Genomic DNA, 23,836 nt, shown 5'->3' with positions numbered 1-23,836 from the left:
GGACACGCATGGCAACAGAAACCACGCTGATGGTCTTCGCTCACCTTGGGCAGGACTGGGCGCCATGCGGTCAGCTCCAGATGACCGAAGAAGGCCCCAGCGTCCTCGCCTCCAACTTTGCTTACGGCTTGAACTATGCCCGCCGCCCGGATGCACTGGAGGTGGACCCAGTGAGTCTGAGCCTGCAGGACCGCGCCCAAGTGTTGGGCAAACGGCTGCTGCCAGCCAATGGGCTGCCTCTTTTCGGCGGCATTCGAGATGCTGCGCCTGACGCATGGGGTCGACGCGTCATCGAGGCCAAGCTCAAAGTTCCGGCCAACTCCCTCCCCGAGTCGCACTACCTGCTCCACGCAGGCAGTGACCGCGTCGGCGCACTCGATATCCGTCCGACCATTCAAGATGGGCCAACGCCCGGCCAAAGTGCGCCCCACTCGCTGGAATACCTGATGGATGCGGCCGAGCGCATCGAAGACGGTCTGCCAATACCGACCCATCTTGAAGCCATCTTCATTGATGGCACGGCGCTGGGCGGCGCACGCCCCAAAGCTTCGGTCCGTGACGAGCATGGCGTGCTGTGGTTGGCCAAGTTCTCAAGCCGGAAAGATGGCTTCGACATCCCGTCCATCGAGTGTGCGGCACTGCGTTTGGCCGCTGCAGCAGGACTGACCGTGCCGCCGGTGGAGGTACGCACACTGGATGAACGCAAGGTCATGCTCATCCGCCGTTTCGACAGGTACTGGGCTGAGCCAGGTGCGACACTCGATGCAACCATCAACCTGCTGGCGACGCAACCGGGTCGAGGCAAAGCAGAGCACCGGCTCGGTTTCGTCAGTGGCCTAACCCTTGTGGGGTGCGATGAAACCGAGTCGCGAACAAAGGCGTACACCGACCTCGCACAAGCCATACGCAGGTACTGCCATCCCAGCGTCATCCGAGCGGACAACGCAGAGCTATTCAAACGCATGATCTACAACATCCTGGTCACCAACGATGACGACCATCTGCGCAACCACGGCTTCGTCTACGAACCACGCCTGGTCGGCTGGCGGTTGAGCCCGCTCTATGACGTGCTTCCAAGACCCAGCTTGGCAACAGAACGCTACTTGCATCTGGACGTCGGCCCGCAAGGCCGCCTGGCCACGCTCGACAATGCGTTGGATGCACACGAGATGTTCACGCTGTCGCGCGCCAAAGCCTGCGAGCTGATTGCCGACATTTGGCGCATCGTCCGCGAGTGGCGGGTGTATTTCGAGAGCTTCGGCGTCCCTGCAGCCGAAATCGAGAAGATTGCGCCCGCATTCCGGCACATTGATGATGTCTCTACGCCAGCGTTGCGCAAGGCTCTCATCTGAGCGTCAAACAAGACCAACGAAAGCCAAAAACAAAAAAGCCCAAGTGAATCAATCACTTGGGCTTCTTGTTTGGCGGGTGCGGTGAGATTCGAACTCTCCACAAACGACAAAACAGTCATTGCAAATCAATGACTTACAGCAACAGAACGCTTTCAACTGTCACACTTGTCTGTCACAACCAAGTTGACTATTTTAATGCTACGTCTGCCGTCAACGCTCTCGCATCCAAGAAGACCTCGGTGCCGGACTTGAAAGGTCGTTCACTAACGTCCATCATGCGGCCCGCATTGATTTCACCGTGTTGCAGAAGTTAGCAGGGACACGAATGGTCATCGGTACAACCGCTCACCACACTCACGCGGAAGTCGTCCCCAAGAGCAGACACTGTAGTGAGTCGTAGCAGTCAGGTTTACGCCTCAAACAAGTCCGTGAATAGGCGATCGGAGGAAGCAGCTTGGGCTATTGGGTGCACAAAGCCTTCGACTGATACATGACAAACAGCCAGAGGAGTTAGCCTCCAAAGAACAAAATATTTAGCGGAAAATCTGTGCCCTCCTCAAACCAGACTGGCGACCTCAGCCCCCCCCATACCCCTCCCAAGCTAGTACTGCGACCGTCAGGCGGCGGGCGCTCAGGCATCTAGTTCGCGACTTACCAGAGTGGAGTTTTACTTGATGGAACAACTGCAGAGTTAGGAGATCGCCCTCAAGGGCACTGCCAGGGATGGTGCCTATACACTTGCCTGCATAATTGATGTGCTCACCACCCTATTGGAATCAAGTACTAAGCACATCAAAAATGACATAGGGTTATCAACAGGAGGCTCCAAGTGCAAAACCAGTGCCCTTGCAGATTATCCAGAGAACAACCAGCCGACACTACGCTTAGCAATGACGACAACCAAAGAAAGATCTACTCAAAGAAACCTCACAAACCATTAGCTATGCGTCACAAGACTCAAGCAACCCCCGGCTTACAGCGCCAGAAAGGATATCCGAAATACCTCTATTTTTATTAACAATAAACTCCAACCTATATTTGGCACGAGTAATGGCAACATATAGATTATTGTGAGCCCTATAATTAAGATAGGCACGAGAATAATCAGATTGACCCGCCGCAGGAGGCAAGCGCCCCTTATCACAACCAACAAGAATAACAGCCTGAAACTCCAACCCACCAACCAGATCAGGAGGACTCAACACCAAACAACCCGCTTTATTTGCTGAACTGATAGTTGCAAAATCACCGCGTCGAGTCAAGACTTTGAAGACTTTGTTAGCAACTCGCCATTCCTCCCGCACGTTAGCCAACAACTGGTCATCAAAAATGACCACCAACACATTATCTCTCGATGCATTAAGTGACTTGGCAACCTCATCCGCCCGGCGATAGATGACTGCAGACAGGAGCTCATCTGATTCGACGTAGTTCACACAAGGCTTTGCACACTTCTTTTCGTCTTCGGCCGTGAAGGTCTCGCCAGAGAACTCAATTGGGTTCTCGAAGCTAGTAAACAAGCTAGCACCGGACGCCGTGACAAAGAAGGCCAACTCCACGATATCAGGCGAACTACGAAAGACAGCCGAGACCTTGTTACTCTCAACCACCCCGCCATCCTCGCCGATAGCCGCACGTAAGTCACCATCCCCCCAACCAATATCCCCTACCGCCTGACTACGATCAATACTATATGAAATTGGCACGGCACCCCCACCTCTGGTGAGATAGTGCAAAACCGAAATTTCATTTAAATTAAACAAATGCACCTCATCCACGTATATTGAGTCGTAACCCAACTGTTGACGCCTGCGACGCCAAATAGGTGTATCCAACTGCCCAATAGCCGATATCACCACGTCATCCACATCGTACTGGTTAGCGGCCTCCAATTTCCCCTGATACTCTTGAAATTTTCTAAACACATACTCCTTATCCCTCTCTCCCCGGACGGGCAATCCATATGAAGAGGGCGGAATAGCCTTGTAAGCTTCAAGGCCGCCATTTGCACGCCCCTTGATTACCGAACTAATCTCATGCTGAAACAACTGCGCCAAAACCCACCCATCCTCAGCATCAAGGAACGAATAAAATTCAGGAGTAAGAAATGACCTCACCGAGGCAAGTTCCTTGCTCTTAATTTGCTCAGCTATCTGATCCAGATACAACAACTGAACATTCTTGGATTCAACCGAATCCCTATCCAAGAACTCAGACTCGTCGATCTCATAATTCAGCAAATCCGCACACAACCTCTGCAGCGTAACCACAGATATTTTATTCTTCTTTTCGACATAACCCTCAGATAACTCAACAAGATAGTCAGACCCGCCGTTTCCTGAGATTCTATTCTTTATGAGCTCAGCCACCTCTTCACTAGGCGCAATGAATATTGCACTATGGGAAACCCCGAGGAGCTCCGCTTTCTTCAATACGCCGATCGCTTTCAGAACCAAACACAAAGTCTTCCCAGTTCCAGCAGGGCCCTGCAACCGGTGAGGAATAGTCCAATCCGATTCGACGAACCTTCGCTGGTCGTCTGTCAGTAACTTAGCCCAGCGATCAAAACCCTGCTCCGGCGGCAAACTCCCCATATCGGCTGTCAGTGTGGTAACACCCAACGAGGATATGCTCGGGCGAGCAACTGTATCTACAGAATTATTTGACCTCCTCGAATGCAGATAGGCCACATATTCATCATGCGCAGCCCTAAACACTGTCAAACCCGCCTCTTCGCTAGCACCATCACCTTCAGACGTGCCGCTCTTGTATGCTAGAAGGTATCTCGCAGTAGTTCTCTTAGACAACCTCTTGGCATTCGGCTCACGCTCTACAGTAACTCTATATCCCATCCTATTCGCCACATAGGGAAATGGAAAGACGAGCGCCTTAGTAGAACCTTTCAAAATCCTTTCGCCGCTACTAAGCGCAAGACCGTCCCAGTACTTAACGCAGAATCTCATAATCTTTTGCAGAGCCAACAAAAGTTCTGCGTCACCGCAATCGTTAACCAACGTCAAAGACTGCATATCCAAGACCAACGCATCTTGCTCTGCGGTCGCAACAGATGCAGTCGGAGTCAAAATGACACCACTTTTACATCGAACCTGCAAAACATCAGGAAGCACAACTGAGGCACCCCGGAAAAGATTCACAAGTGAACGTCCAGGAGCGAAGCCAACATTCTGATAAAAACGATCCCTAACAAATGCCTCGCATGCCGCTTTATCAATCAAGAAATATGACATCAAACCTCCAGAAAATCAAACACAGCCTGCGAACATGACTCGGGAACATCCTTAGTCCCAATTCGCCCAAATAGCATTGAGAAATTTTGCAGCAACTTCTCCACATATGGAGACACTATCTCGCTAACTGGAAGAGCCAAATCATCATCCCCCACAAATAGGTGCCCACTTGAGTCGTCTTGTCCAACGCAAGCTAGCAGCTTACTTCGATCCATGCCGCCAAGCATCGTGAGCGCCAGTTTTCGATCTATTGACCTCACGTCTCGCAGAAGTACGACATAGCCTAAAGTTTGCCCCTCCAAGGGGAACGCTTCAATTTGGTCAAGAAAGAAGAAATCCTGCAAAGTGCCCTTCGTTAGCTTCACAAAATCTGCATGCAGAGCCTTCTTTACACTTTTAGGCAGATCCGTCAAATCATCGGATTTCAAAGCCATCGCAGCCATCGCATCATCGTAGGTCTGTCGCGCACTTTTAATAGCTTTTTCCGAAACACCAAGTTTTTCAAAGGCCGCCTCAACACCAAATGCCGTCAAAACGACATCAGTACCATCCTTCTCCATCAGCTTCGCTTTTAAAGCCCCCTTTACGGAACTCAACAAATCGGCCGCGACTTTGGGAAGAGCCTCGTGTAACAACCAGTCTTTCACGCTGACAATCGGGAGAAAGGTAAATGTAGCCGCCTTGAATTCTCTGGCAGTATCACAACGGGCCGTAATACCCACACCATAACAAGCCTGATCGCCATAAGGCGATCTTGCACCATAAAAAACCGTGCCCTGCGTTATTCTGTTTTCAGGCGCTTTTACAACATTCCTCACGACGACCCCAATTAAATTATTAGACCAAACTCCATTTTGGCCCACACATAAAGAAGAGCCCACCCAATATAAAATTATATAACTAAACTAACAACGGCAGAAACTAGCAGCACCTTACCGAAACATTGAGCTCACCTAGAGCAAGAATTCAAACAAGTACCGCGCGTTTGACAACAGCCACACAAATCACAAGCACAGCCCGACAGTCGCTGAGGTCATCCAGCCTGGACACACCGAACTGAACCGCCCCGGCAATCGCGGAGGCCCGTTGGTTTAAGTCAGACGGTCGCGGCCTGACCAGCGCGTTGTCTATGGTAATTGGCCTCGAACTCGACGGGTGGGACGTAGCCCAGCGGCTCCATCAATCGATGGTGGTTGAACCAAGCCACCCATTCCAGCGTCGCCAGTTCCACCGCCTGCTTGGTCTTCCACGGCCCGCGCCGGTGAATGACCTCGGCCTTGTAGAGCCCGTTGATGGTCTCGGCCAAGGCGTTGTCGTAGCTGTCGCCCTTGGAGCCCACTGACGGCTCAATGCCGGCCTCGGCCAGGCGCTCGCTGTAGCGAATGGACAAGTATTGCGCCCCCCCTGTCGGAGTGGTGCGTCAGGCTACCATCGTCGGACGGTTTGCGGTCATACAGCGCCTGCTCCAGCGCGTCGAGCACGAACTCGGTGTGCATCGAGCTGCTCTGGCGCCAGCCCACGATGCGCCGACTGAACACGTCGACCACGAACGCCACGTAGACCCAGCCCTGCCAGGTCGAGACATCGGTGAAGTCTGAGACCCAGAGTTGGTTAGGCCGCTCGGCACGGAATTGCCGATTGACTCGGTCCAGTGGGCATGGGGCCTTGGGGTCGGGAACCGTGGTGCGTACCGCCTTGCCGCGGCGCACGCCCTGCAGTTGCTGCTGACGCATCAACCGCTCGACGGTGCAGCGCGCCACCACTATGCCTTCTCGGTTGAGCTGGCGCCAGACCTTGTCAGCGCCGTAGACCTGCATGTTGGCCTGCCACACACGCTGTACCTGCGGCACCAGATTCGCATCGCGCTGCGCGCGACGCGAGCACAGCGCCGGGTTGCGCTGGCGAGCCGCATGGCGCCAGTACGCCGACGGGGCGATCTGCAAGACGCGACAGATCGACTCGACCCCGAACTGTTGGCGATGCTGGTCGACGAAGCACTTCAGGACTTGATGCGGCGGTCGAGCTCCGCCTGGGCGAAAAACGCGCTGGCCAACTTCAGAATCTCGTTGGCCTTGCGCAGCTCACGCACCTCGCGTTCAAGCTCCTTCACACGCTGTGCCTCGCTGGTCGTCACGCCGACTCGCACGCCGGCATCGACCTCGGCGCGCTTGACCCATTCGTTCAACGTCTGTGGCACGCAGCCAATCTTGGGCGCAATGGACTCGATGGCCGCCCACAGCGACGGGTACTCCCCTCGGTGCTCCTGCACCATCCTCACCGCGCGCTCACGCACCTCGGGCGAAAACTTGTTCGACTTGCTCATGGCTCAATCCTCTCAGAGTGTTGAGCCTCCTCGAAATCCGGGGCGGTTCACTGAGCTTGCCAAGGCTGATACGGATGTCTTTGCGACCACCGTAGGCATCCCAAAGGTCTTTGGGGATGCAAATACGCAACTGTTTCGATTGCCCTCTGGGGGCCAATCCTATGGGCTTTGCCATCTTGTCCTTCATGTGCTGAAGATACCAAAATGTCACAGCCAACTGTCACAGTTGAAGCTTGCAAGTTGTTGATTTGCAATGAAATACTTACAAATCAACAACTTAGATTGGCGGGTGCGGTGAGATTCGAACTCACGGAACGCGCAAACGTTCGCCGGTTTTCAAGACCGGTGCCTTAAACCGCTCGGCCACACACCCTGAAGCTTTGCATTGTAGTGCCAGTCAATGCTGTCCCGGCTTCTGCGCTTGAGGGCAATCCAGTTGAATCAGCTCACGCGTGGCGCCATCGACACGCACCGCCGTCAATTTGCCGCCCCAGATGCAACCTGTGTCCAGCGCCAGCAGGTCATCGCGGTTGATCAGACCCAGGGTTGACCAGTGGCCAAACGCAATGGGTGTACCCACCGTTCGGCGTCCCGGCACGTCAAACCAGGGCATGAAGCCCGAAGGTGCACCATCGGCGCCATCTTTGGTCAGAAAGTCCATCGTCCCGTCTTCTGAGCAAAAACGCAGGCGGGTCAGGCTGTTGACGACACAGCGCCAGCGATCCACCCCCTGCAGATCGTCCCGCCAGCGTGCCGGCTCGTTGCCGTACATGGTTTGCAAAAAACTCCCCAACTCAGGGCCACGCAACATGGTCTCCACTTCACCGGCCAGGGCCACCGTCTGAGCCGCATCCCACTGGGGCACCACCCCGGCATGCACCATCAGCCAACCGTGCGCATGCACCGCCAAGCGCTGCTGTCGAAGCCAGTTCAACCAGTCATCGCGGTCATCCGCCAGCAAGATGCCGTCCAGCGTGTCGCTGCGGTGCGGCTTGCGCACGCCATGCGCCACCGCCAGCAGGTGCAGGTCGTGGTTGCCCAGCAGGCAGGTCGCGGCCCCTTCCAGGCCACGCAACCGCCGCAGCACCCCCAAGGAATCCGGACCACGGTTGACCAAATCCCCCAGCAAATACAGCTGGTCGCGTGACGGTGAAAAATCAATCGTCTGCAGCAGGCGCTCCAACGGCTGGCAACACCCCTGCAAATCTCCAACAAGGTAAATCATGGAATGGATTCTGCTACGCTTCGCACGTCGTGATTGTTGGCCCGACGCGGATCGGCGCCTGATATGGACTTAGCTCTACTGATTTTCCTGATTTTGCTCAACGGCCTGTTCGCCATGTCCGAAATGGCGCTGGCGGCCACCCGCAAAGCGCGTCTCCAAGTGATGGCCGAGACCGGCGACGCAGGGGCCCAGGCGGCCATGAACCTGCACGACAACCCGACTCAATTTCTCTCGACCGTGCAAATCGGCATCACGTCGATCGGTTTGCTCAACGGTATCGTCGGTGAGGCGGCCTTCTCGCCCCCGCTGGAGACCTGGCTGCTCGAAACCTTCCCCTTGACGGAAAAGGTGGCAGAAGTCACCGCCACCGGCTTGGTCGTGGTCATCATCACCTTCGTGTCCATCATTTTTGGTGAACTGGTGCCCAAGCGTGTGGGCCAGATGTACCCCGAACCCGTGGCGCGCATGGTTGCCAAGCCCATGCGATTTCTGTCCACGCTGACGCGCCCTTTCGTCGCGTTTCTGGCAGCGTCCACCGAGGCCATCCTCAAGCTGCTGGGCATCCGGGACAACGGTGGCCGCAGCGTGACCGAAGAAGAAATCGCCGCCCAGCTGGAAGAAGGTCTGGACGCCGGCGTGATCGAGGCACACGAGCACCAGATGGTGCGCAACGTGTTCCGCCTGGATGAGCGGCAGATTGGCTCGATGATGATCCCGCGCAGTGACATCGCCTGGCTGGACATCGAAGTCCCGATGAGCGAAAACCTCGCCACCATTGCCGAGCACGGCTACTCCCGCTACCCGGTCTGCCGCGGCGGGCTGGACGACGTGGTCGGTGTGGCCACGGCCCAGAACTTGCTGCATCAACTCACGCAGAACCAAAACAGCGACCTCAACGAGGGTTTGCTGCCTGCAGTGTTTGTGCCCGAAACCCTGTCGGGCATGGAGTTGCTGGAGCACTTCCGTGGCTCGGACACCCAGATGGTGTTCGTGGTCGATGAATACGGTGAAGTCCAAGGTGTGATCACCCTGCGTGACGTGCTGGAAGCCATCACCGGCGAGTTCACGCCTTTGGAAGCGGACGACGCCTGGACCATTCAACGCGACGACGGCTCGTGGCTGATTGACGGCCTGATCCCTACACACGAACTCAAAGACCGGCTGGAATTGAAGGTGCTGCCCGACGAAGACCGTGGCCGCTACAACACCCTGGCCGGCATGGTGATGCTGCTGCTGGGTCGCCTGCCCAAAACCACCGATGCCATCGAGTGGGAAGGTTGGCGCTTTGAAGTGGTGGACATGGATGGCAAGCGCATCGACAAGGTGCTGGCTTCGCGCCTGAACACGTCGGACTGAGGCGCCCAGCCCGCTAGGGCGAACCTTGGGAAGGCTGCGTCACCCAATAGTGCGCATGGTGCTGTCGCCAGCAGTCGCCTGCGCCCGGCATCTGGCTGTGCCACACCCAGGCGCCACATTGCGGGGTGGCCACCCAGCTCATCCCCAGTTGCTGGTACCGTTTGACCACCTCGGGTGACGGGTGCCCGTAACGGTTGCGTGCACCGGCTTGCACCACCACCTGCTGGGGCGCCACGGCCTGCAGAAACGCCATCGTCGACGATGTGTCGCTGCCGTGATGGGGTGCCACCAAAATCGTGCTGGCCAGGTTGGTGGCCGGCGTCCCCGCCCGTTGTCGGTCAATCAGCGCGGCCTCCTGGCGGGCTTCCACATCGCCCGCAATTAACAAACTGCGCTGCGGCGCTGCGAGCGTGGACACGCGCAGCACGCATGACAAGGCATTCGGCGCCAGTTGGCTGCGCCGGGCGTAATCATCGGCATGCGGATGCAACACATCAAAGCGCACACCATCCCAGATCCAGCTCTGCCCGGCCTCGCAGCGGGTGTGCGGTTTGGGCAGACGCTTGGGGGCATGCCATGCCCGCACCTCATGATCCGGTGCCAAGGAACTTCGCAGACGCACGATGGACACGCTTTGCAACACCGACAGGGCCCCGCCCACGTGATCCGTGTCTTCGTGGCTGATCAGCAATTCATCCAACTGGGTCACATCCAGCGCCCGCAACAAAGGCACCACCACACGCTGTCCCATGTCCACGCCGGAAGGCAAGCGCCCACCCGCATCGAACAACAGGCTGTGTCGCGCCGTTCGCACCAGCACGGCCGTGCCCTGCCCCACGTCGGCGGCCACGACCGACACCTGTCCCAGCGCGGGCGGGGGCACCAACAACCACCCGCGCGGCAGGTACAGCAGCGGAAGGAACCAAGACCAAGTCATGCAGCGCCAAACCAAGGGCATGGCGGTGAACTGCAGCGCCCCCATCAACACAGCCGCGACCTGGCACGCAAAGGGCAATTCGGGGGTAGACCACACAGCCCCAGGCACCGCAGCCATCCATGACAAGGTCACCATCGTTAGGTGGGTCATCCACGCCCCCAAGCCCCACACGCCATGGGCCACCACGCCCAACAGCGCCAAGGGCGTGATCACCGAGGTGAACACCGGAATCGCCACCAAATTGGCAAACAGCCCCACCATGGACGCCTGCTGAAAACACACCAGCGCCAGCGGGGTCAGCGCCAGGGAGACACGCCACTGCGTGCGGGCGCCCTGCCAAACCTGCTGCGGCCAACGCCCATCCGTCGGCGCTTGCGCGCCATCACTCATCAGCACACCCACAGCCACAAACGACAGCCAGAACCCCGGCTGCAACAACGCCCACGGGTCCCACACGGTGACCAGCACGGCAGCCCCACACAGCACCAGCCCCCAAGGCCACCTTCGCCCCGACGTTTTCAGGGCAACGGTCGCAGCCATCATCCACACCGTGCGCTGAGCGGGTACCCCCCACCCCGCCACGAGGGCATACAGCGCCGACACCACGACCGACAGCCAGGCCGCGACCTGCGGTGCGGGCCACCGGTGCACCAGGCGTGCGCTGCGTGACCACACGCGACGCACACAAACGGCCACCAGCCAGCCCAACATGACCACATGGGTCCCGCTGACGCTCACGACGTGTGACACACCGGTGCGCTGAAACACATCCCAGTCAGCGCGATCCATGGCCGACTGATCCCCCACGGCCAGCCCAGCCAACACTCCGGCGGCTTGCGCATCCGGCACGGCCTGCATCAGGGCCGCCCTCACCCGCTGCCGAAACCGGTCGATGCCCCCCTGCCACACACTGGATGCCGGCGACACCATCACGGGTCGCATCGCTTTGGCACGAACCGAGCCCACCGCCCCAATGCCCTGCTCAAACAGGTAGCGCATGGCATGGTGCCCACCAGGGTTCACCAAGCCATCGGGGGCATGCAAGCGCGCGTGCAGCGACCAGGTTTGCCCAGCGGTCACCTCGCCCAAGCCCGAAGCGGCATCGGCTATCAGGCTCACAAGTGCGCCCGACCTCCATGGCAACGTGGTCGGCGTATCCAGCGCTCGTGCTTCCAATACCCGGGCTTCAAAGCGCACATTGCCACCGGCCATGGGCTGCGGCAGGCCTTCGGTTCGCACCGTCAGCGCAAGGTCTTGCACCCCACCGTGCCACGTTATGGCCTGCTGCTGACACGCCCGATAACCCGTGCTGCCCCATCCCGTCAGGCACAGGGCCAAGGCCGACCCCATCACCCGCCAAGGCACCGCCAGCCGCCCGGCCCACGCCATCCAGCCCACACAGCCCTGCAGGACGGTCGCCCCACCCAGTCCTGCCAGGTAGGCCGAGGGTGCCCACAAAACAGATTCGGCCAGTTGCAGGCTCACGCCCAACAACCAGCCGACACACAGCACCAGCCATCCGGGCCAGCCCGACAAAACATCACGTTGCAATGTGCCCCGCCTCCCCGCGGGAAGCCGAGCCTCACCAGCTCGGCAGCCATCCGGCGTCTGTCGCGCCTTGAATGGCTCACATTGTCATCAGCGCAGCATCAATCTGCCTTCGCCCCGAGGGGTGATGGACGAGCCAGCGTGTGACAAGGCCGGCTGCTGCGTCTGCCCCAGACTCTGCACACGGTCCTGCACCTGCTGTGCATGACCTGGGCCGCCCAAGTTGAAGACCGACACCATCTTCATCAATTCGTTGGCCTGCAGGCGCAAACTCTCGGCAGCTGCAGCAGACTCTTCCACCAAGGCTGCGTTTTGCTGCGTACCGTTATCCAGAGATGTCACGGCCTGGTTCACCTGACGGATACCGCCCGACTGCTCGACCGTCGAGGTGTTGATCTCAGAAATCAATTGGGTTACGTGGTTCACCTGACGCACGATCTCGGCCATGGTTGTGCCCGCCTCGTTCACCAGTTGGCTACCAGCCTCCACCTTGCTGACCGAATCTGCAATCAGGCTCTTGATCTCACGTGCGGAGTTGGCACTGCGTTGCGCCAACGACCGCACCTCGCCCGCCACGACAGCAAAGCCTCGACCTTGTTCACCCGCACGTGCAGCCTCCACCGCCGCATTGAGCGCAAGGATGTTGGTCTGGAAGGCGATGCCGTCAATCACGCCAATGATGTCCGAAATCTTGCGGCTGCTGGCCGTGATGTCATCCATGGTCGTGATCACACGGCCAACGACCTCGCCACCTTGGTTGGCGACCTGTGCGGCCTGACCGGCCAACTGAGTCGCCTGCTGGGCATTGCTGGCGTTTTGCTGCACCACATCGGTCATCTGCTGCATGGATGCGGCGGTTTGTTGCAATGCGGCGGCCTGTTGCTCGGTTCGACGCGACAGATCGGCATTCCCGCTGGCAATTTCGCTGGATGCGGTTGCAATGCTGTCTGCTGTCTGGCGAACACGCCCCACGATCTGGTGCAGCGAATCACGCATGTGCTGCAAGGAACTGGCCATTTCACCAATTTCGTCGCCATGGACGACATGAATGTTGGCGGTCAGATCGCCCGCGCCCACTTGCTCCGTGGCGATGCCCAATTCCTTCAGCGGCTTCAAAACTGCCTGGGACAGTGCGCGGGTACTGATCAGCAACAACACGCCCAGGGTCGCCATGGCACCAATCAGCCACATCACGACGCGCTTGCCAGAACTCAGCGCACCGTCACGCACTTCCTCTGTGTGATGCGTCTGAAATTGAACGAACTCGCGCTGAGCATCCAGATAGCTCTTGACGGCCGGCACCACCTGCGTGGTCAATGCCTGTTGGGCCGCATCGAGTTGTCCATCGGTCTTCAGCTTTTTGGCATCGTTTCGCAAGCCAATATAGGTCTTGCGGGCCGTTGCCACCTTGTCCAGAAGCTCTTTTTCCGGCGGTGTCGTCGACTGCGTTTCCAGTTGCTTTTGCAACTCCGAGATGCGCGCGGACGTCTTCTCCAGGTCGGGCTTGAGCTTGGCTTCCAAATCGGCATCGACCGTCTGCAGCCCAGCCATCGTGCGCACGGCATTGGCCTCGGTCAGCCCCGCCCAGGTGTAGGCCAACTCCAGCTTCTGCTGCTGCGCCGACAAGGCCTGCGCAGAGGCTTTGTCGACCGAATCCATGACGGCTGCCGCCGTCACCCCAACCACCACCGTTGTCGCCGCAATCACGACAGGCGGGATCCACAACCGACTTGCGATCGTCACTGTTTTTTTCATGACTTATTCCTCAGCGATATCGGTGTTTTCGGACCCGAGATGAAAAACTGAAGAGGCCCGCTCACACAGTCGTGCTACCGGTCACGGTGTACGATCCGGTCTTACCCTGATTTGAGGTTTCCACATCGCCATGTCCATCGAACAACGCCTGAAAGACCTCGGCATCACCCTGCCGCCCGTTGCCGTTCCTGCTGCCTCTTATGTGCCGTTTGCGCGAACAGGCAACACCATCTTCCTGTCTGGTCACATTGCCAAGAAAGACGGTGCTGTGTGGGTTGGCAAGCTCGGACAGAACATGACAACAGAAGAGGGCAAGCAAGCCGCCCGCGCCGTTGCCATCGACCTGATGGGCACCCTGGCAGTGGCTGCTGGCGGCCTCGACAAAGTGGTCCGCATCGTCAAGGTGATGAGCCTGGTCAACAGCACCACCGAATTCACCGAGCACCACCTGGTCACCAACGGATGCTCCGAGTTGCTGGGCGAGGTGTTTGGTGAAAAGGGCGTGCATGCACGCAGCGCCTTTGGCGTCGCCCAGATCCCTCTGGGGGCATGCGTGGAAATCGAGCTGATTGCTGAAGTTGCCTGACACCATGCGCCAGCTTGCCCCCCGCACCCTGTTGCTGGTACTGGGCCTCGTGTGCGGGGCGTCCGTCGGCCTCGCGCTCTTGGCTCAACACAAGTTCGGCATGGAGCCGTGCCCGTGGTGCATCCTCCAGCGCATCATTTTCATTTTGTTGACGGTCCTGTCCTTGATCGGTGCAGCCCTGCCCGTGGACTTGGCGCGTCGGGTCCTGTCCGGGGTCGGTGCGGTGCTCAGCGCTGGGGGAATTTGCGCCGCGTTGTGGCAGCACTTCGTGGCCGCCAAAACCAATTCGTGCGCCATGACCTTTGCCGACCAGGTGATCGGGTTCTTCGGTCTCGACACCCGTTGGCCCGAATGGTTTGAGGTCCGCGCCAGTTGCGCCGATGCGGCGGTGAGCATCCTGGGCGTGCCGTTCGAGTTCTGGTCCTTGGCCCTGTTTGCCGTGGCGGGTGGCATCCTGGTGTTCAGCACTTTGACACCTCAACGTCGTGCTTGATCAGGATCCCCATCTGCCCACGGCGCTGGTGGACTTTCCGGCGCCACCTGGACATCCAAGCGAGGCACGCCGGCGCTGGCGATTCGACCGCCCGGCACGATGGCTGGTCGCCCACGACCCCAGTCAGGTCGCGGGCTTGCTGGATGCCGCCCACCAACTGGCCCAACAGGGGCAATGGTGTGTGGGTTGGGTTGCCTACGAGGCAGCCCCTGGCCTGAACCCGCACCTGCCCGTCAAGGCGCTGCCGCCGGGTCAGCCCTATGCCGTGTGGGCAGTATTCGACCATGCCGAGCCATGGGATGGTCAAGCCATCAGCCACGACCTGCCTGCAGCCCCCTGGCAAGTGGGGCCTTGGCAAGGCGATCTGGATCAGGTCACCATCGAGCACAAGGTGGAGCAAATCCGCGAGTTGATCCGTGCCGGCGAGGTATACCAAATCAACCTGACCGGGCAGCAACGCAGCCCCTTCGAAGGCCCCCCAGCCGCTTTGTGGCCTTGGTTCATGGCCTTGCGCCGCAGTCAGCCTCAAAGCTACGCACTCATGCTTGATGCCCGCGCTGCCAGTCGCGCCCCCGGCACCGTCTTGAGCGTGTCACCCGAACTGTTTTTCGATTGGGATGGTCAACACATCACGACCAGCCCCATGAAAGGCACCGCACCACGCGGCCATGATGCCACCAGCGACCAGACCGCCGCCGAGCACCTGCACAGCAGTGCCAAAGAACGGGCAGAAAACCTGATGATCGTCGACCTGTTGCGCAACGACCTGTCGCGTGTCGCGGTCACGGGCAGCGTCAAGGTCCCTGCCTTGTTTGAGCTCATGGCCTTGCCCACAGTCTGGCAAATGACCTCCACCATCACCGCAGACAGCCGTCCCGGTGTTCAACTGAGCGAATTGTTTGCCGCCCTCTTCCCCTGTGGCTCGGTCACTGGCGCCCCCAAACGCCAGGCCATGCACCACATCGCCCGACTCGAACGCAGCGCGCGTGGCGTCTATTGCGGTGCCGTGGGCCTCATGCAGCCAGGCGGTCATGTGACCTTCAACGTCCCCATCCGGACCATCACGGTCGACACCCTGCCGCCCCCCGCCCCCTGGCGCGCCCATTGCGGCATCGGCAGTGGCATCACCCTCGACGCCACCGGCCCGGGTGAGGCCCGAGAGTGGGAGGCCAAAAAGGCCTTTCTGGTGCGCGCCAGCCAGCCGTTCCAATTGCTCGAGTCCCTGCGCTTGGAAGACGGCGTCATCCTGCGCCAACCTCGTCACTTGGCCCGCGTGCTGAACGCCGCACGCCACTTCCACTTCGCGTCGGATGAGGCACAGTGTCAGGATCTGGTGCAACGCATCCATGCGGCCTTGCAAGACGCCGCTCGAGCCCACGCCACAGGCGTCTACAAGGTGCGCCTGTTGGTGGACGACCAACGGAATGTCCAACTCGAGGCCGCACCGTTACCGACCACCCAACAGCCTGTCCGGGTAGCGCTGGCACCACAAGCCATGCCCCCGGCAGATGCCTTCATCTGGCACAAGACCACGCGTCGCGAAGCCTATGCGGCATTCAAACCGCCACTGGGCTGTTTTGACACCCTCTTGTACAACGCTCAGCGCGAACTCACCGAGTTCACGATCGGCAACATAGCCCTGAAGCTCGACGGCATCTGGTACACCCCGCCCGTGTCATGCGGCCTGCTGCCAGGTGTGATGCGCGCTACCCTGCTGGACGAAGGCGTCCTGCAAGAGCGGGTGCTGTACCTCAGTGACCTGTCGCGCGCAGAAGGGCTGGCCTTGCTCAACAGTGTGCGCGGTTGGCTCGATGTGGACCTGGCCTCGCTCACGCTTCGATAACCCTGCCCTGCAGTCAAATGCCGCTCGGTGGCAGACTGCCAAGCCTTCACACCCCTGACCTCTTCACACCATGCGTCTTCTGCACACCATGCTGCGCGTTGGCAACCTGCAGCGCTCCATCGACTTCTACACCCAGGCTCTGGGCATGACTCTGCTGCGCACCACCGACCGGCCTGAGCAGCAATACACCCTGGCTTTCCTGGGCTACGGTCGCAACCCAGAGCACGCTGAAATCGAGTTGACCTACAACTACGGCGTCGACCGTTACGAACTGGGCACGGCCTACGGCCACATCGCCTTGGGCGTCGACAACGCGGCAGCGGTCTGCGAAGCTGTGCGTGCCAAAACGGCCACCCTGGGCGGCAGCATCAGCCGCGAGGCCGGCCCCATCAAGGGCGGCACCACCGTCATCGCCTTCATCACCGATCCGGATGGCTACAAGATCGAATTGATCGAACGCCCCGAACACGCCAGTGAACTGCAAGCCTGAGCCACCCAATGAAAAAGGGACCGTGAGGTCCCTTTCTTGTTTCAAGGCCGATGGGCCGCAATCTTTGGCGTGTCCACCACCACGTTCCCGCACTGGGCGCGGTGGCGCAAGGCGTGGTCAATCAGCACCAGCGCCAGCATCGCCTCTGCGATCGGGGTGGCGCGAATGCCCACGCATGGGTCGTGGCGACCAAAAGTCTCGACCGTGGCTGGCTGACCGTGCAGGTCAATCGACTGACGGGGCGTACGGATTGAGCTGGTCGGCTTGATCGCAATGGCCACGCGCAGGTCTTGCCCGGTCGACATGCCACCCAACACCCCCCCCGAATGGTTCGAGGCAAAGCCATCTGGATACAACTCATCGCCATGCACGGTACCGCGCTGGCTCACGCTCTCGAAACCGGCACCAATCTCCACACCCTTGACGGCGTTGATGCCCATCATGGCGTACGCGATGTCGGCATCCAGCTTGTCAAACAGCGGCTCGCCCAAACCCACTGGCATGCCGCTGGCTTCCACGATCAGCTTGGCCCCACACGAATCGCCATCCTTGCGCAACTCGTCCATGTAGGACTCCAACTGCTCGATCTGGCTTTCGTTGGGCGCAAAGAACGGGTTGTTGGGCACATGGTCCCAGCCTTCGAAGGCAATGGGCACCTCACCCAACTGGGTCATGCAGGCACGAATCTCGGTGCCGAACTGCTCACGCAGCCACTTCTTGGCCACGGCACCGGCGGCCACCATCGGAGCCGTCAGACGGGCTGACGAACGGCCACCACCACGCGGGTCGCGGATGCCGTACTTGTGCCAGTAGGTGTAGTCGGCATGACCGGGACGGAAAGTCTGCAGGATGTTGCCGTAGTCCTTCGAGCGCTGATCGGTATTGCGAATCAGCAGCGCAATCGGCGCACCCGTTGTCTTGCCTTCATACACGCCGCTCAGGATCTCGACGGCATCGGGCTCGTTACGCTGCGTCACATGACGCGAAGTACCCGGACGACGGCGATCCAGATCGGGCTGAATGTCCGCCTCGGACAAGGTCATGCCCGGAGGGCAACCATCGATCACGCAGCCAATCGCCGGACCGTGCGATTCGCCAAAGTTTGTGACCGTGAACAAAAGACCAAAGGTGCTGCCAGCCATAGAGCGCCAACCGAGTTATGCAACAGGAAAACCGCTATTGTCCCCCATCAGGCCGGGAACCACAGCAACAGAAATGAAAACGCCCGGCATCACCGGGCGCTCACGCGACGCTCAGTCACCCAGCCGCATCACAGCAGGGCCTGCGGCTCCTTGCCGGCCCCGTCTTCGGTGACGGGCCAGTCGCGGATGTAAGCCTTGAGCATGCGGTTCTCGAAATCCTGTCCGTCCACCACGGCCTTGGCCACGTCGTAGAACGAGATCACGCCCATCAGGGTCTTTTGCGTCATGACCGGCATGTAGCGCGCGTGACGGCTCAGCATCATGCGACGCACCTCATCCAGTTCGGTGTCAGGCGTGCAAGTCAGCGGGTGGTCGTCCATCACCGTGCGCACGGTCAGGCTGCCAAACACCCCGCTGTTGCGCACCGTGGCCTTGATGACTTCACGGAAGGTCAGCATGCCAACCAAGTCACCGTGATCCATCACCACCAGAGAGCCAATGTCATGCTCAGCCATGGTGGAAGCCGCATCGGCCAGAGACTGTTCCGGTTGAACGGTGAACAGGGTGCCGCCCTTCACTCGCAGAATGTCGCTGACTTTCATGACTCGCTCTCCTAGAAAAATGGGCGTAGACAACAGGCCCTACGGGCGCAATATAGCCCCATCCGTCCGACAAATCCACGTCCTGCGCCTCACGTTGCGCAAGATCAGGACACCTTGTTGACTGCTGCCCCTTCATTGCGACAGAGACACGTCCTTGTGAACAGGGTATTGACCCTGATCCCGCACCGCTTTTTATGCCTACTCAGGCCAACGCCTGAGCCAAGGTCATGTCATCCAGCCCCGCGCGGCTCCAGAACCCTTGGGTGAATCCATCCGGCTTCAACAGCACGCTCCCCACCAAAGGCGCCACGGACGTCGTCAAGGGATCGCACAACAATACAAACCGCCCACCGTGTCGAGACGCTTCGTCGTTCAACTGCCCGATCCAGTCCAACTCGACCAAGCCCTCCAGCAAAGGCTCAATCTGCAGAGGGTCGGTACGCAGTTGGTGCGCCAAGGCTTCCGCGGTCAGGCCACGCTCTGGTGCGTGTTGAACCGTTTGCAACGCCTTGAGCAAAGCCAGCGCCAAAGAAAACCGGTGCCCCGGCGTGTCCGGCCACCGCTTGACCTGCGACAGCAGACTCGGCGTGTAAGCCACGATCACCGCGCCCATCAACACAATCAGCCAACTCGTGTAGATCCAGACCAGACAGATCGGCACCGCCGCAAAGGCGCCATAGATCGTGGCGTAGACCGGCACGTTCGACAGGTACAAGGCCAACACCCGTTGCCCCAACTCCAGGCCCAATGAAGCAAACAGTGCACCGCCCCAAGCATGATCCCAGCGCACAAACGTGTTCGGCACAAATTTGTAAAGCGCCGCAAAGCCAAACGTCTGCAGGAAAAAGACCATCAAGCCCAGCAAGACACTGACGCCTCCTGGCAACTCATCCACCAGTCCGCGAGAGGCCGACAGCACATACGAGGTCATGGACAAACTCGCGCCGACCAACAAGGGCCCCAGGGTCAACGCAGCCCAATAGACCAGCACGCGCTGCGCAAACGGTCGCGCGGTCTTGACTCGCCAGATCCCGTTGAGCGTGTGGTCAATGGTCAGCATCAATGCCATCGCGGTCACGCCCAGCGCCACCATCCCCATCCCACCCAACTGGCTGGCTTTGGCGGAAAATTTGGTCAGGGACACCAGCACCGGCTTGGCGATGATGTCGGGCACCATGCCCTGAATCACCTGCTGCTCCAGAATCTTGCGGAAACGCGCAAACACCGGAAACGCACTGAACAAAGCCAGCATCACCGTGAACAGGGGCACCAGCGCAATCGTGGTCGTGAACGTCAGGCTCCCGGCCGTCAGCCCCAGCTTGTCTTCCCGAAATCGCTGGCGCAAGGTTTCAAAGGTGCGCATCCACGGCCACTGCTGCAGCGTGTGCACCAGCAAGACCCATCGTTGACGGGCATTCGCCCAAAAAATCCATTTCGACGTCATGCTGGCTATGATGCCAGTCATGCGCCGTCCCCTGGCACTACGCCGGGCATCGGTCGCCTGATTTTTGCCATGAACGAGACCACCACTTCCGCCCCCGCCACGCCCCAGCCCGCCGCCGACACGCTGGAGGCTGTGTTTGCCCCCCATCCCCCTGCCCGCCGCGCCCTGATCGAGCGCATGCGCCTGCTCAACATCGCCCTGCTGATCAGCCTGATTGGCCTGAGCGTGGCTTGGGAATTGTGGCTGGCCCCCCTTCCAGGCGGAACCGGGTCTCTCGCCTTCAAGGCCCTGCCCCTGACGCTGGCCATCGCCGGTTTTCTCAAGCACAAGCTCTACACCTATCGCTGGGTGTCGCTACTGGTCTGGCTGTACTTCACCGAGGGCGTGGTGCGCGCCACCAGCGACACCGGACTGTCTCAGGTGCTGGCCGGCATCGAAGTCACCTTGAGCGTGGCCCTGTTCACGGCCTGCGCGGTGTACATCCGCCTGCGTCTGCGTGTGCTGCCACCCAAGGCCAAGAAAACCGCAGACGACACCTCAGCATGACCACCGTGCCTGACGCATCCGTCCTGAGTTCGCTTCGGCAACTTGTGGGTACGCCCCACGTGCTCGTCCCAGACGATGCGAACAACTGCGAGCGTCATCTGGTCGACTGGCGCAAGCGCTACCGGGGTCAAGCGCTCGCCATCGTCAAACCCGCGAACGCCCAGGAAGTGGCCAATGTGGTCACACTGTGCGCGCAACATGGCCTCACCATCGTGCCGCAAGGGGGTAACACCAGCCTGGTGGGTGGCTCCGTGCCCGATAACAGCGGACAACAGATTGTCCTGAGCCTCACGCGCATGAACCGTGTCCTGCAGGTTGACCCCGCCAACCTGTCCATGACGGTCGAAGCCGGATGCCTACTGGCCGACGTGCAAGCGGCGGCAGACCGCGAAGGCCTGCTCTTTCCGCTGCGACTGGCCTCCGAAGGCACGTGCACCATTGGTGGCAACCTGGCCACCAATGCGGGCGGCACGCAGGTGCTGCGTTACGGTACCGCGCGCGAACTGTGTCTGGGCCTGGAAGCGATCACCGCTCAAGGCGACATCTGGGATGGCCTCAAAGCCTTGCGCAAAGACAACAGCGGCTACGCCCTGCGCGACCTGCTCATCGGCAGCGAAGGCACGCTCGGCATCATCACTGCCGCGACCTTGCGGCTTTACCCCAAACCCCGGGGCACCTGCACCGCACTGATCTACTGCCAGTCCCTGCTGGCGGCCACCCGCCTGCTGGAGCGCAGTCGTCGCCACCTGGATGCCGGCCTCACTGCTTTCGAGGTCATGGCCGCTTTTCCATTGGCCCTGCTGCGTCGCCACGAGCCCGAGGCCGCACGCATGCTGGGCGACACCAGCGCCCCCTGGACGGTGCTGCTCGAACACAGTAGCAGCGACAGTGAAGACCACGCCCGCGCACGCCTTGAAAGCCTGCTGGCCGAGGCGCACGAACAATCCGAATGTGTCGACGCGGTGATCGCAGCCAACGGCTCGCAACAGCAATCCATGTGGCGGGTACGCGAAAGCATTCCATTGGCCGAACGCGCCGAAGGCATGATGGTCAAACATGACATCGGCGTGCCCACCTCGTCCATCGCAGACTTTGTCGAGTGCACCGAGGCTGCGCTGCGCGAACGGTGGCCCGGGGCGCGCATTGTCTGTTTCGGGCACCTGGCCGACGGCAACCTGCACTACAACGTCCAGCCACCCGCCGCGCACGCGCAAGGCAAGGCCCTGCTGTCGTTCGAACGTCAGGTGAACACCGTGGTCTTTGACATGGTGGACGCCTACCAGGGCACCCTCTCGGCCGAGCATGGCATCGGCCTGCTGCGCTGCGAAGAGCTGGCGCGACGCAAACCCGCTGCCGCACTGGCCATGATGCGCTCGATCAAACAGGCTCTGGACCCTCATGGCATCCTGAACCCCGGTCGCACCGTGCCGCAATAAGCTCAGTTCCCCATGGCTGGGACGTGCGATCCAATGATTATTGAACCGGCCCCTTTAGCGCATCTGGCACGGGCAGGCTGAGCACCTCAATGCCTTCATCCTGCAAGGCTTCACGCTCCTCTGGCGTGGTCTGCCCGCGAATCGGCCGCACGGGCGCATCGCCGTGGTGAATGCTGCGGGCTTCGTCCGCAAAGCGGGCGCCCACATCTTCGGTTTGCGCCAGGACCTCCCGAACAGCCTGCAGATACACCGCCTGCACGGCCTCCAGCATCTCGGTGGCTTCGCCGGACGCCAACTTCGGCTCGCCATGGTCGACCTGTGAAGCGGGTGCGGTCATCGGTGCCGACGCACGGCGACTGGCTTGTGCATCATCACGACGCGGTTCTGACTCGTCCTTCAACCCCGACACGTTCAAGCGCGACGCAGAAGGCCGGCGCACGACGTTGACGCTGCCACACACAGGACAACTGACCAACCCACGTGCTTGCTGCGAGGCCAAGTCTTCTGCCGAAGCAAACCAGCCTTCGAACACATGCGCGTGTTCGCAATGCAGATCAACAACCAACATACCCAACAGATCAGGAAACGACTTGCCAGTCCAAGGGCCAACGCCCGGCGCGCCATTGCAGCAGCCACATCATGCCGACCACAGTCTTGGCATCGGTCAACTGGCCATCACGCATCCAGGCTTCCAGCTCATCCTGGGTGGCAGCAAACACATCCAGAAACTCACCCTCGTCCAGGTGACGCTCACCCAAGGTCAAGTCGTCGGCAAACCAGACTTCAATCACCTCGGTGGCATAGCCAATCACCGGGTGCATGATGCCCGCCTTGGCCCAACGCTTGGCGCGGTAACCGGTTTCCTCCAGCAACTCACGCTGCGCACAGGCCAAACCGCCCTCGCCCTGATCCAGCTTGCCTGCTGGAAACTCGATCATGGTTTGACGCACGGGGTAACGGTACTGCCGCTCCATCACCAAACGCCCATCGGGCAAGATGGCCACAACCATCACTGCCCCGGGGTGCACCACGTATTCCCGCGAGGCCTCCCGGCCATCGGGCAAACGGACCCTGTCGCACCGCATCTGCAGAAATTTGCCCTGGTAGACAGGCTCCGACGACAGCGTGTCCTCACGCAGGTGATCGTCGCTCAAGGGCGCATCAGACATGGTGGCCTCAGCAAGGGGTCACTGGCGACGCAGATAGCGCCACACAAAACCTGGGAACGCCAGGGTCAGCATCACGCACAACCACACGGCCACGAATTCCCAGCGCAGCGGGCTGGCCTGACCCAGGTGCGTTTCCAGCCCCCAGCCCATTGCGGCCACGCCCAATGCATAAACCAGCAATTCCAACAAGCGCCATGCCACGGCCTTCGGTGCACGCACCGGCCCCACGACGAACAGTCGCTCGTTGATGAATGGCAAATTGGCCGCGATCAACGCGGCCAACAGCACAGTGTAGATCGCCCAGACGGGCACAAGGCCCGTCATACGGCGACCCGACGACC

19 protein-coding genes, 1 tRNA gene, 1 pseudogene and 1 other annotated feature are annotated in these 23,836 nt (G+C 59.9%); of the genes and pseudogenes, 8 read left to right on the top strand and 13 right to left on the bottom strand.

The genetic code is table 11. The annotated features are described in order from the left end of the window. Positions 1 to 8: 8 nt before the first annotated feature. Positions 9 to 1,352: a type II toxin-antitoxin system HipA family toxin gene (locus ACOYNB_RS11985; RefSeq protein WP_422839280.1), complete on the top strand. Its 1,344-nt coding sequence runs from the start codon at positions 9 to 11 to the stop codon at positions 1,350 to 1,352. A gap of 941 nt (positions 1,353 to 2,293) precedes the next feature. On the opposite strand, the gene ACOYNB_RS11980 is transcribed toward ACOYNB_RS11985, so the two are convergent. From ACOYNB_RS11980 to ACOYNB_RS11960, 5 genes and pseudogenes are all read right to left on the bottom strand, one after another. Beyond that, positions 2,294 to 4,600 (bottom strand): UvrD-helicase domain-containing protein, encoded by a 2,307-nt coding sequence (locus ACOYNB_RS11980; RefSeq protein WP_422839279.1) that lies wholly within the window; start codon positions 4,598 to 4,600, stop codon positions 2,294 to 2,296. Further along, positions 4,600 to 5,418, bottom strand: coding sequence for a hypothetical protein (locus tag ACOYNB_RS11975; RefSeq protein WP_422839278.1), 819 nt, complete (start codon positions 5,416 to 5,418; stop codon positions 4,600 to 4,602). The genes ACOYNB_RS11980 and ACOYNB_RS11975 overlap by 1 nt, the downstream gene beginning before the upstream one ends. Before the next feature lie 278 nt (positions 5,419 to 5,696). After that, positions 5,697 to 6,923, bottom strand: a pseudogene (locus ACOYNB_RS11970) (IS3 family transposase). Then, positions 6,529 to 6,645: a sequence feature (AL1L pseudoknot), on the bottom strand. It overlaps the preceding pseudogene by 117 nt. A 283-nt stretch (positions 6,924 to 7,206) precedes the next feature. Beyond that, positions 7,207 to 7,296, bottom strand: a tRNA-Ser gene (locus ACOYNB_RS11965). A 24-nt stretch (positions 7,297 to 7,320) separates the two neighbouring features. Further along, entirely contained in the window at positions 7,321 to 8,148 is an 828-nt protein-coding gene (locus ACOYNB_RS11960; RefSeq protein WP_422839277.1) for a symmetrical bis(5'-nucleosyl)-tetraphosphatase, read from the bottom strand. Between the two features lie 63 nt (positions 8,149 to 8,211). Between ACOYNB_RS11960 and ACOYNB_RS11955 the strand changes: the two genes are divergently transcribed. Continuing rightward, positions 8,212 to 9,504 (top strand): hemolysin family protein, encoded by a 1,293-nt coding sequence (locus ACOYNB_RS11955; protein WP_422839276.1) that lies wholly within the window; start codon positions 8,212 to 8,214, stop codon positions 9,502 to 9,504. A 13-nt stretch (positions 9,505 to 9,517) separates the two neighbouring features. Here ACOYNB_RS11955 and ACOYNB_RS11950 read toward each other — a convergent pair whose 3' ends face one another. Both ACOYNB_RS11950 and ACOYNB_RS11945 read right to left on the bottom strand, forming a co-directional pair. Beyond that, complete coding sequence (locus tag ACOYNB_RS11950; RefSeq protein WP_422839275.1) at positions 9,518 to 11,992, bottom strand: DNA internalization-related competence protein ComEC/Rec2; 2,475 nt, start codon at positions 11,990 to 11,992, stop codon at positions 9,518 to 9,520. A gap of 87 nt (positions 11,993 to 12,079) precedes the next feature. Then, positions 12,080 to 13,744: a methyl-accepting chemotaxis protein gene (locus ACOYNB_RS11945; RefSeq protein ID WP_422839274.1), complete on the bottom strand. Its 1,665-nt coding sequence runs from the start codon at positions 13,742 to 13,744 to the stop codon at positions 12,080 to 12,082. A gap of 130 nt (positions 13,745 to 13,874) precedes the next feature. Here ACOYNB_RS11945 and ACOYNB_RS11940 point away from each other — a divergent pair, with 130 nt between their 5' ends. From ACOYNB_RS11940 to gloA, 4 genes are all read left to right on the top strand, one after another. Continuing rightward, positions 13,875 to 14,330, top strand: a complete 456-nt coding sequence (locus tag ACOYNB_RS11940; RefSeq protein WP_374255540.1) for a RidA family protein — start codon at positions 13,875 to 13,877, stop codon at positions 14,328 to 14,330. 4 nt (positions 14,331 to 14,334) lie between these two features. Next, a complete protein-coding gene (locus tag ACOYNB_RS11935) occupies positions 14,335 to 14,823 on the top strand; it encodes a disulfide bond formation protein B (protein ID WP_422839273.1) in 489 nt (162 codons plus the stop codon). After that, complete coding sequence (locus ACOYNB_RS11930) at positions 14,816 to 16,666, top strand: chorismate-binding protein (RefSeq protein WP_422839272.1); 1,851 nt, start codon at positions 14,816 to 14,818, stop codon at positions 16,664 to 16,666. Before ACOYNB_RS11935 ends, ACOYNB_RS11930 begins: the two co-directional genes overlap by 8 nt. A gap of 70 nt (positions 16,667 to 16,736) precedes the next feature. Continuing rightward, positions 16,737 to 17,156 carry a lactoylglutathione lyase gene (gloA, locus tag ACOYNB_RS11925; RefSeq protein ID WP_422839271.1) on the top strand — a complete coding sequence of 140 codons (420 nt, stop codon included), beginning with the start codon at positions 16,737 to 16,739 and terminating at the stop codon, positions 17,154 to 17,156. A 41-nt stretch (positions 17,157 to 17,197) separates the two neighbouring features. Here the strand turns inward: gloA and aroC are convergent, their stop codons facing one another. From aroC to ACOYNB_RS11910, 3 genes are all read right to left on the bottom strand, one after another. Beyond that, positions 17,198 to 18,298 carry a chorismate synthase gene (gene aroC, locus ACOYNB_RS11920; RefSeq protein ID WP_422839270.1) on the bottom strand — a complete coding sequence of 367 codons (1,101 nt, stop codon included), beginning with the start codon at positions 18,296 to 18,298 and terminating at the stop codon, positions 17,198 to 17,200. Positions 18,299 to 18,426: 128 nt separating this feature from the next. Further along, positions 18,427 to 18,900 carry a CBS domain-containing protein gene (locus ACOYNB_RS11915; RefSeq protein WP_422839269.1) on the bottom strand — a complete coding sequence of 158 codons (474 nt, stop codon included), beginning with the start codon at positions 18,898 to 18,900 and terminating at the stop codon, positions 18,427 to 18,429. A 202-nt stretch (positions 18,901 to 19,102) separates the two neighbouring features. Further along, the gene (locus ACOYNB_RS11910; RefSeq protein WP_422839268.1) at positions 19,103 to 20,365 is read right to left on the bottom strand and encodes a YihY family inner membrane protein; all 1,263 of its coding nucleotides are present in this window, start codon (positions 20,363 to 20,365) and stop codon (positions 19,103 to 19,105) included. A 48-nt stretch (positions 20,366 to 20,413) separates the two neighbouring features. Between ACOYNB_RS11910 and ACOYNB_RS11905 the strand changes: the two genes are divergently transcribed. After that, positions 20,414 to 20,890 (top strand): DUF2069 domain-containing protein, encoded by a 477-nt coding sequence (locus ACOYNB_RS11905; protein WP_422839267.1) that lies wholly within the window; start codon positions 20,414 to 20,416, stop codon positions 20,888 to 20,890. Further along, complete coding sequence (locus tag ACOYNB_RS11900; RefSeq protein ID WP_422839266.1) at positions 20,887 to 22,326, top strand: FAD-binding oxidoreductase; 1,440 nt, start codon at positions 20,887 to 20,889, stop codon at positions 22,324 to 22,326. Before ACOYNB_RS11905 ends, ACOYNB_RS11900 begins: the two co-directional genes overlap by 4 nt. 37 nt (positions 22,327 to 22,363) lie before the next feature. On the opposite strand, the gene ACOYNB_RS11895 is transcribed toward ACOYNB_RS11900, so the two are convergent. From ACOYNB_RS11895 to ACOYNB_RS11885, 3 genes are read right to left on the bottom strand one after another with little or no spacing between them, the layout of a single operon-like run. Then, a complete protein-coding gene (locus ACOYNB_RS11895; protein ID WP_422839265.1) occupies positions 22,364 to 22,894 on the bottom strand; it encodes a DUF1178 family protein in 531 nt (176 codons plus the stop codon). A 10-nt stretch (positions 22,895 to 22,904) separates the two neighbouring features. Further along, the gene (locus tag ACOYNB_RS11890; RefSeq protein ID WP_422839264.1) at positions 22,905 to 23,495 is read right to left on the bottom strand and encodes an NUDIX domain-containing protein; all 591 of its coding nucleotides are present in this window, start codon (positions 23,493 to 23,495) and stop codon (positions 22,905 to 22,907) included. A gap of 18 nt (positions 23,496 to 23,513) precedes the next feature. Next, a complete protein-coding gene (locus tag ACOYNB_RS11885) occupies positions 23,514 to 23,819 on the bottom strand; it encodes a DUF2818 family protein (RefSeq protein WP_422839263.1) in 306 nt (101 codons plus the stop codon). Positions 23,820 to 23,836 lie beyond the last annotated feature (17 nt).

It is taken from the genome of Aquabacterium sp., from assembly GCF_049317225.1.
Taxonomy (GTDB): Bacteria; Pseudomonadota; Gammaproteobacteria; order Burkholderiales; family Burkholderiaceae_C; genus Aquabacterium.
This window is presented reverse-complemented; position numbering and strand designations above follow the sequence as displayed.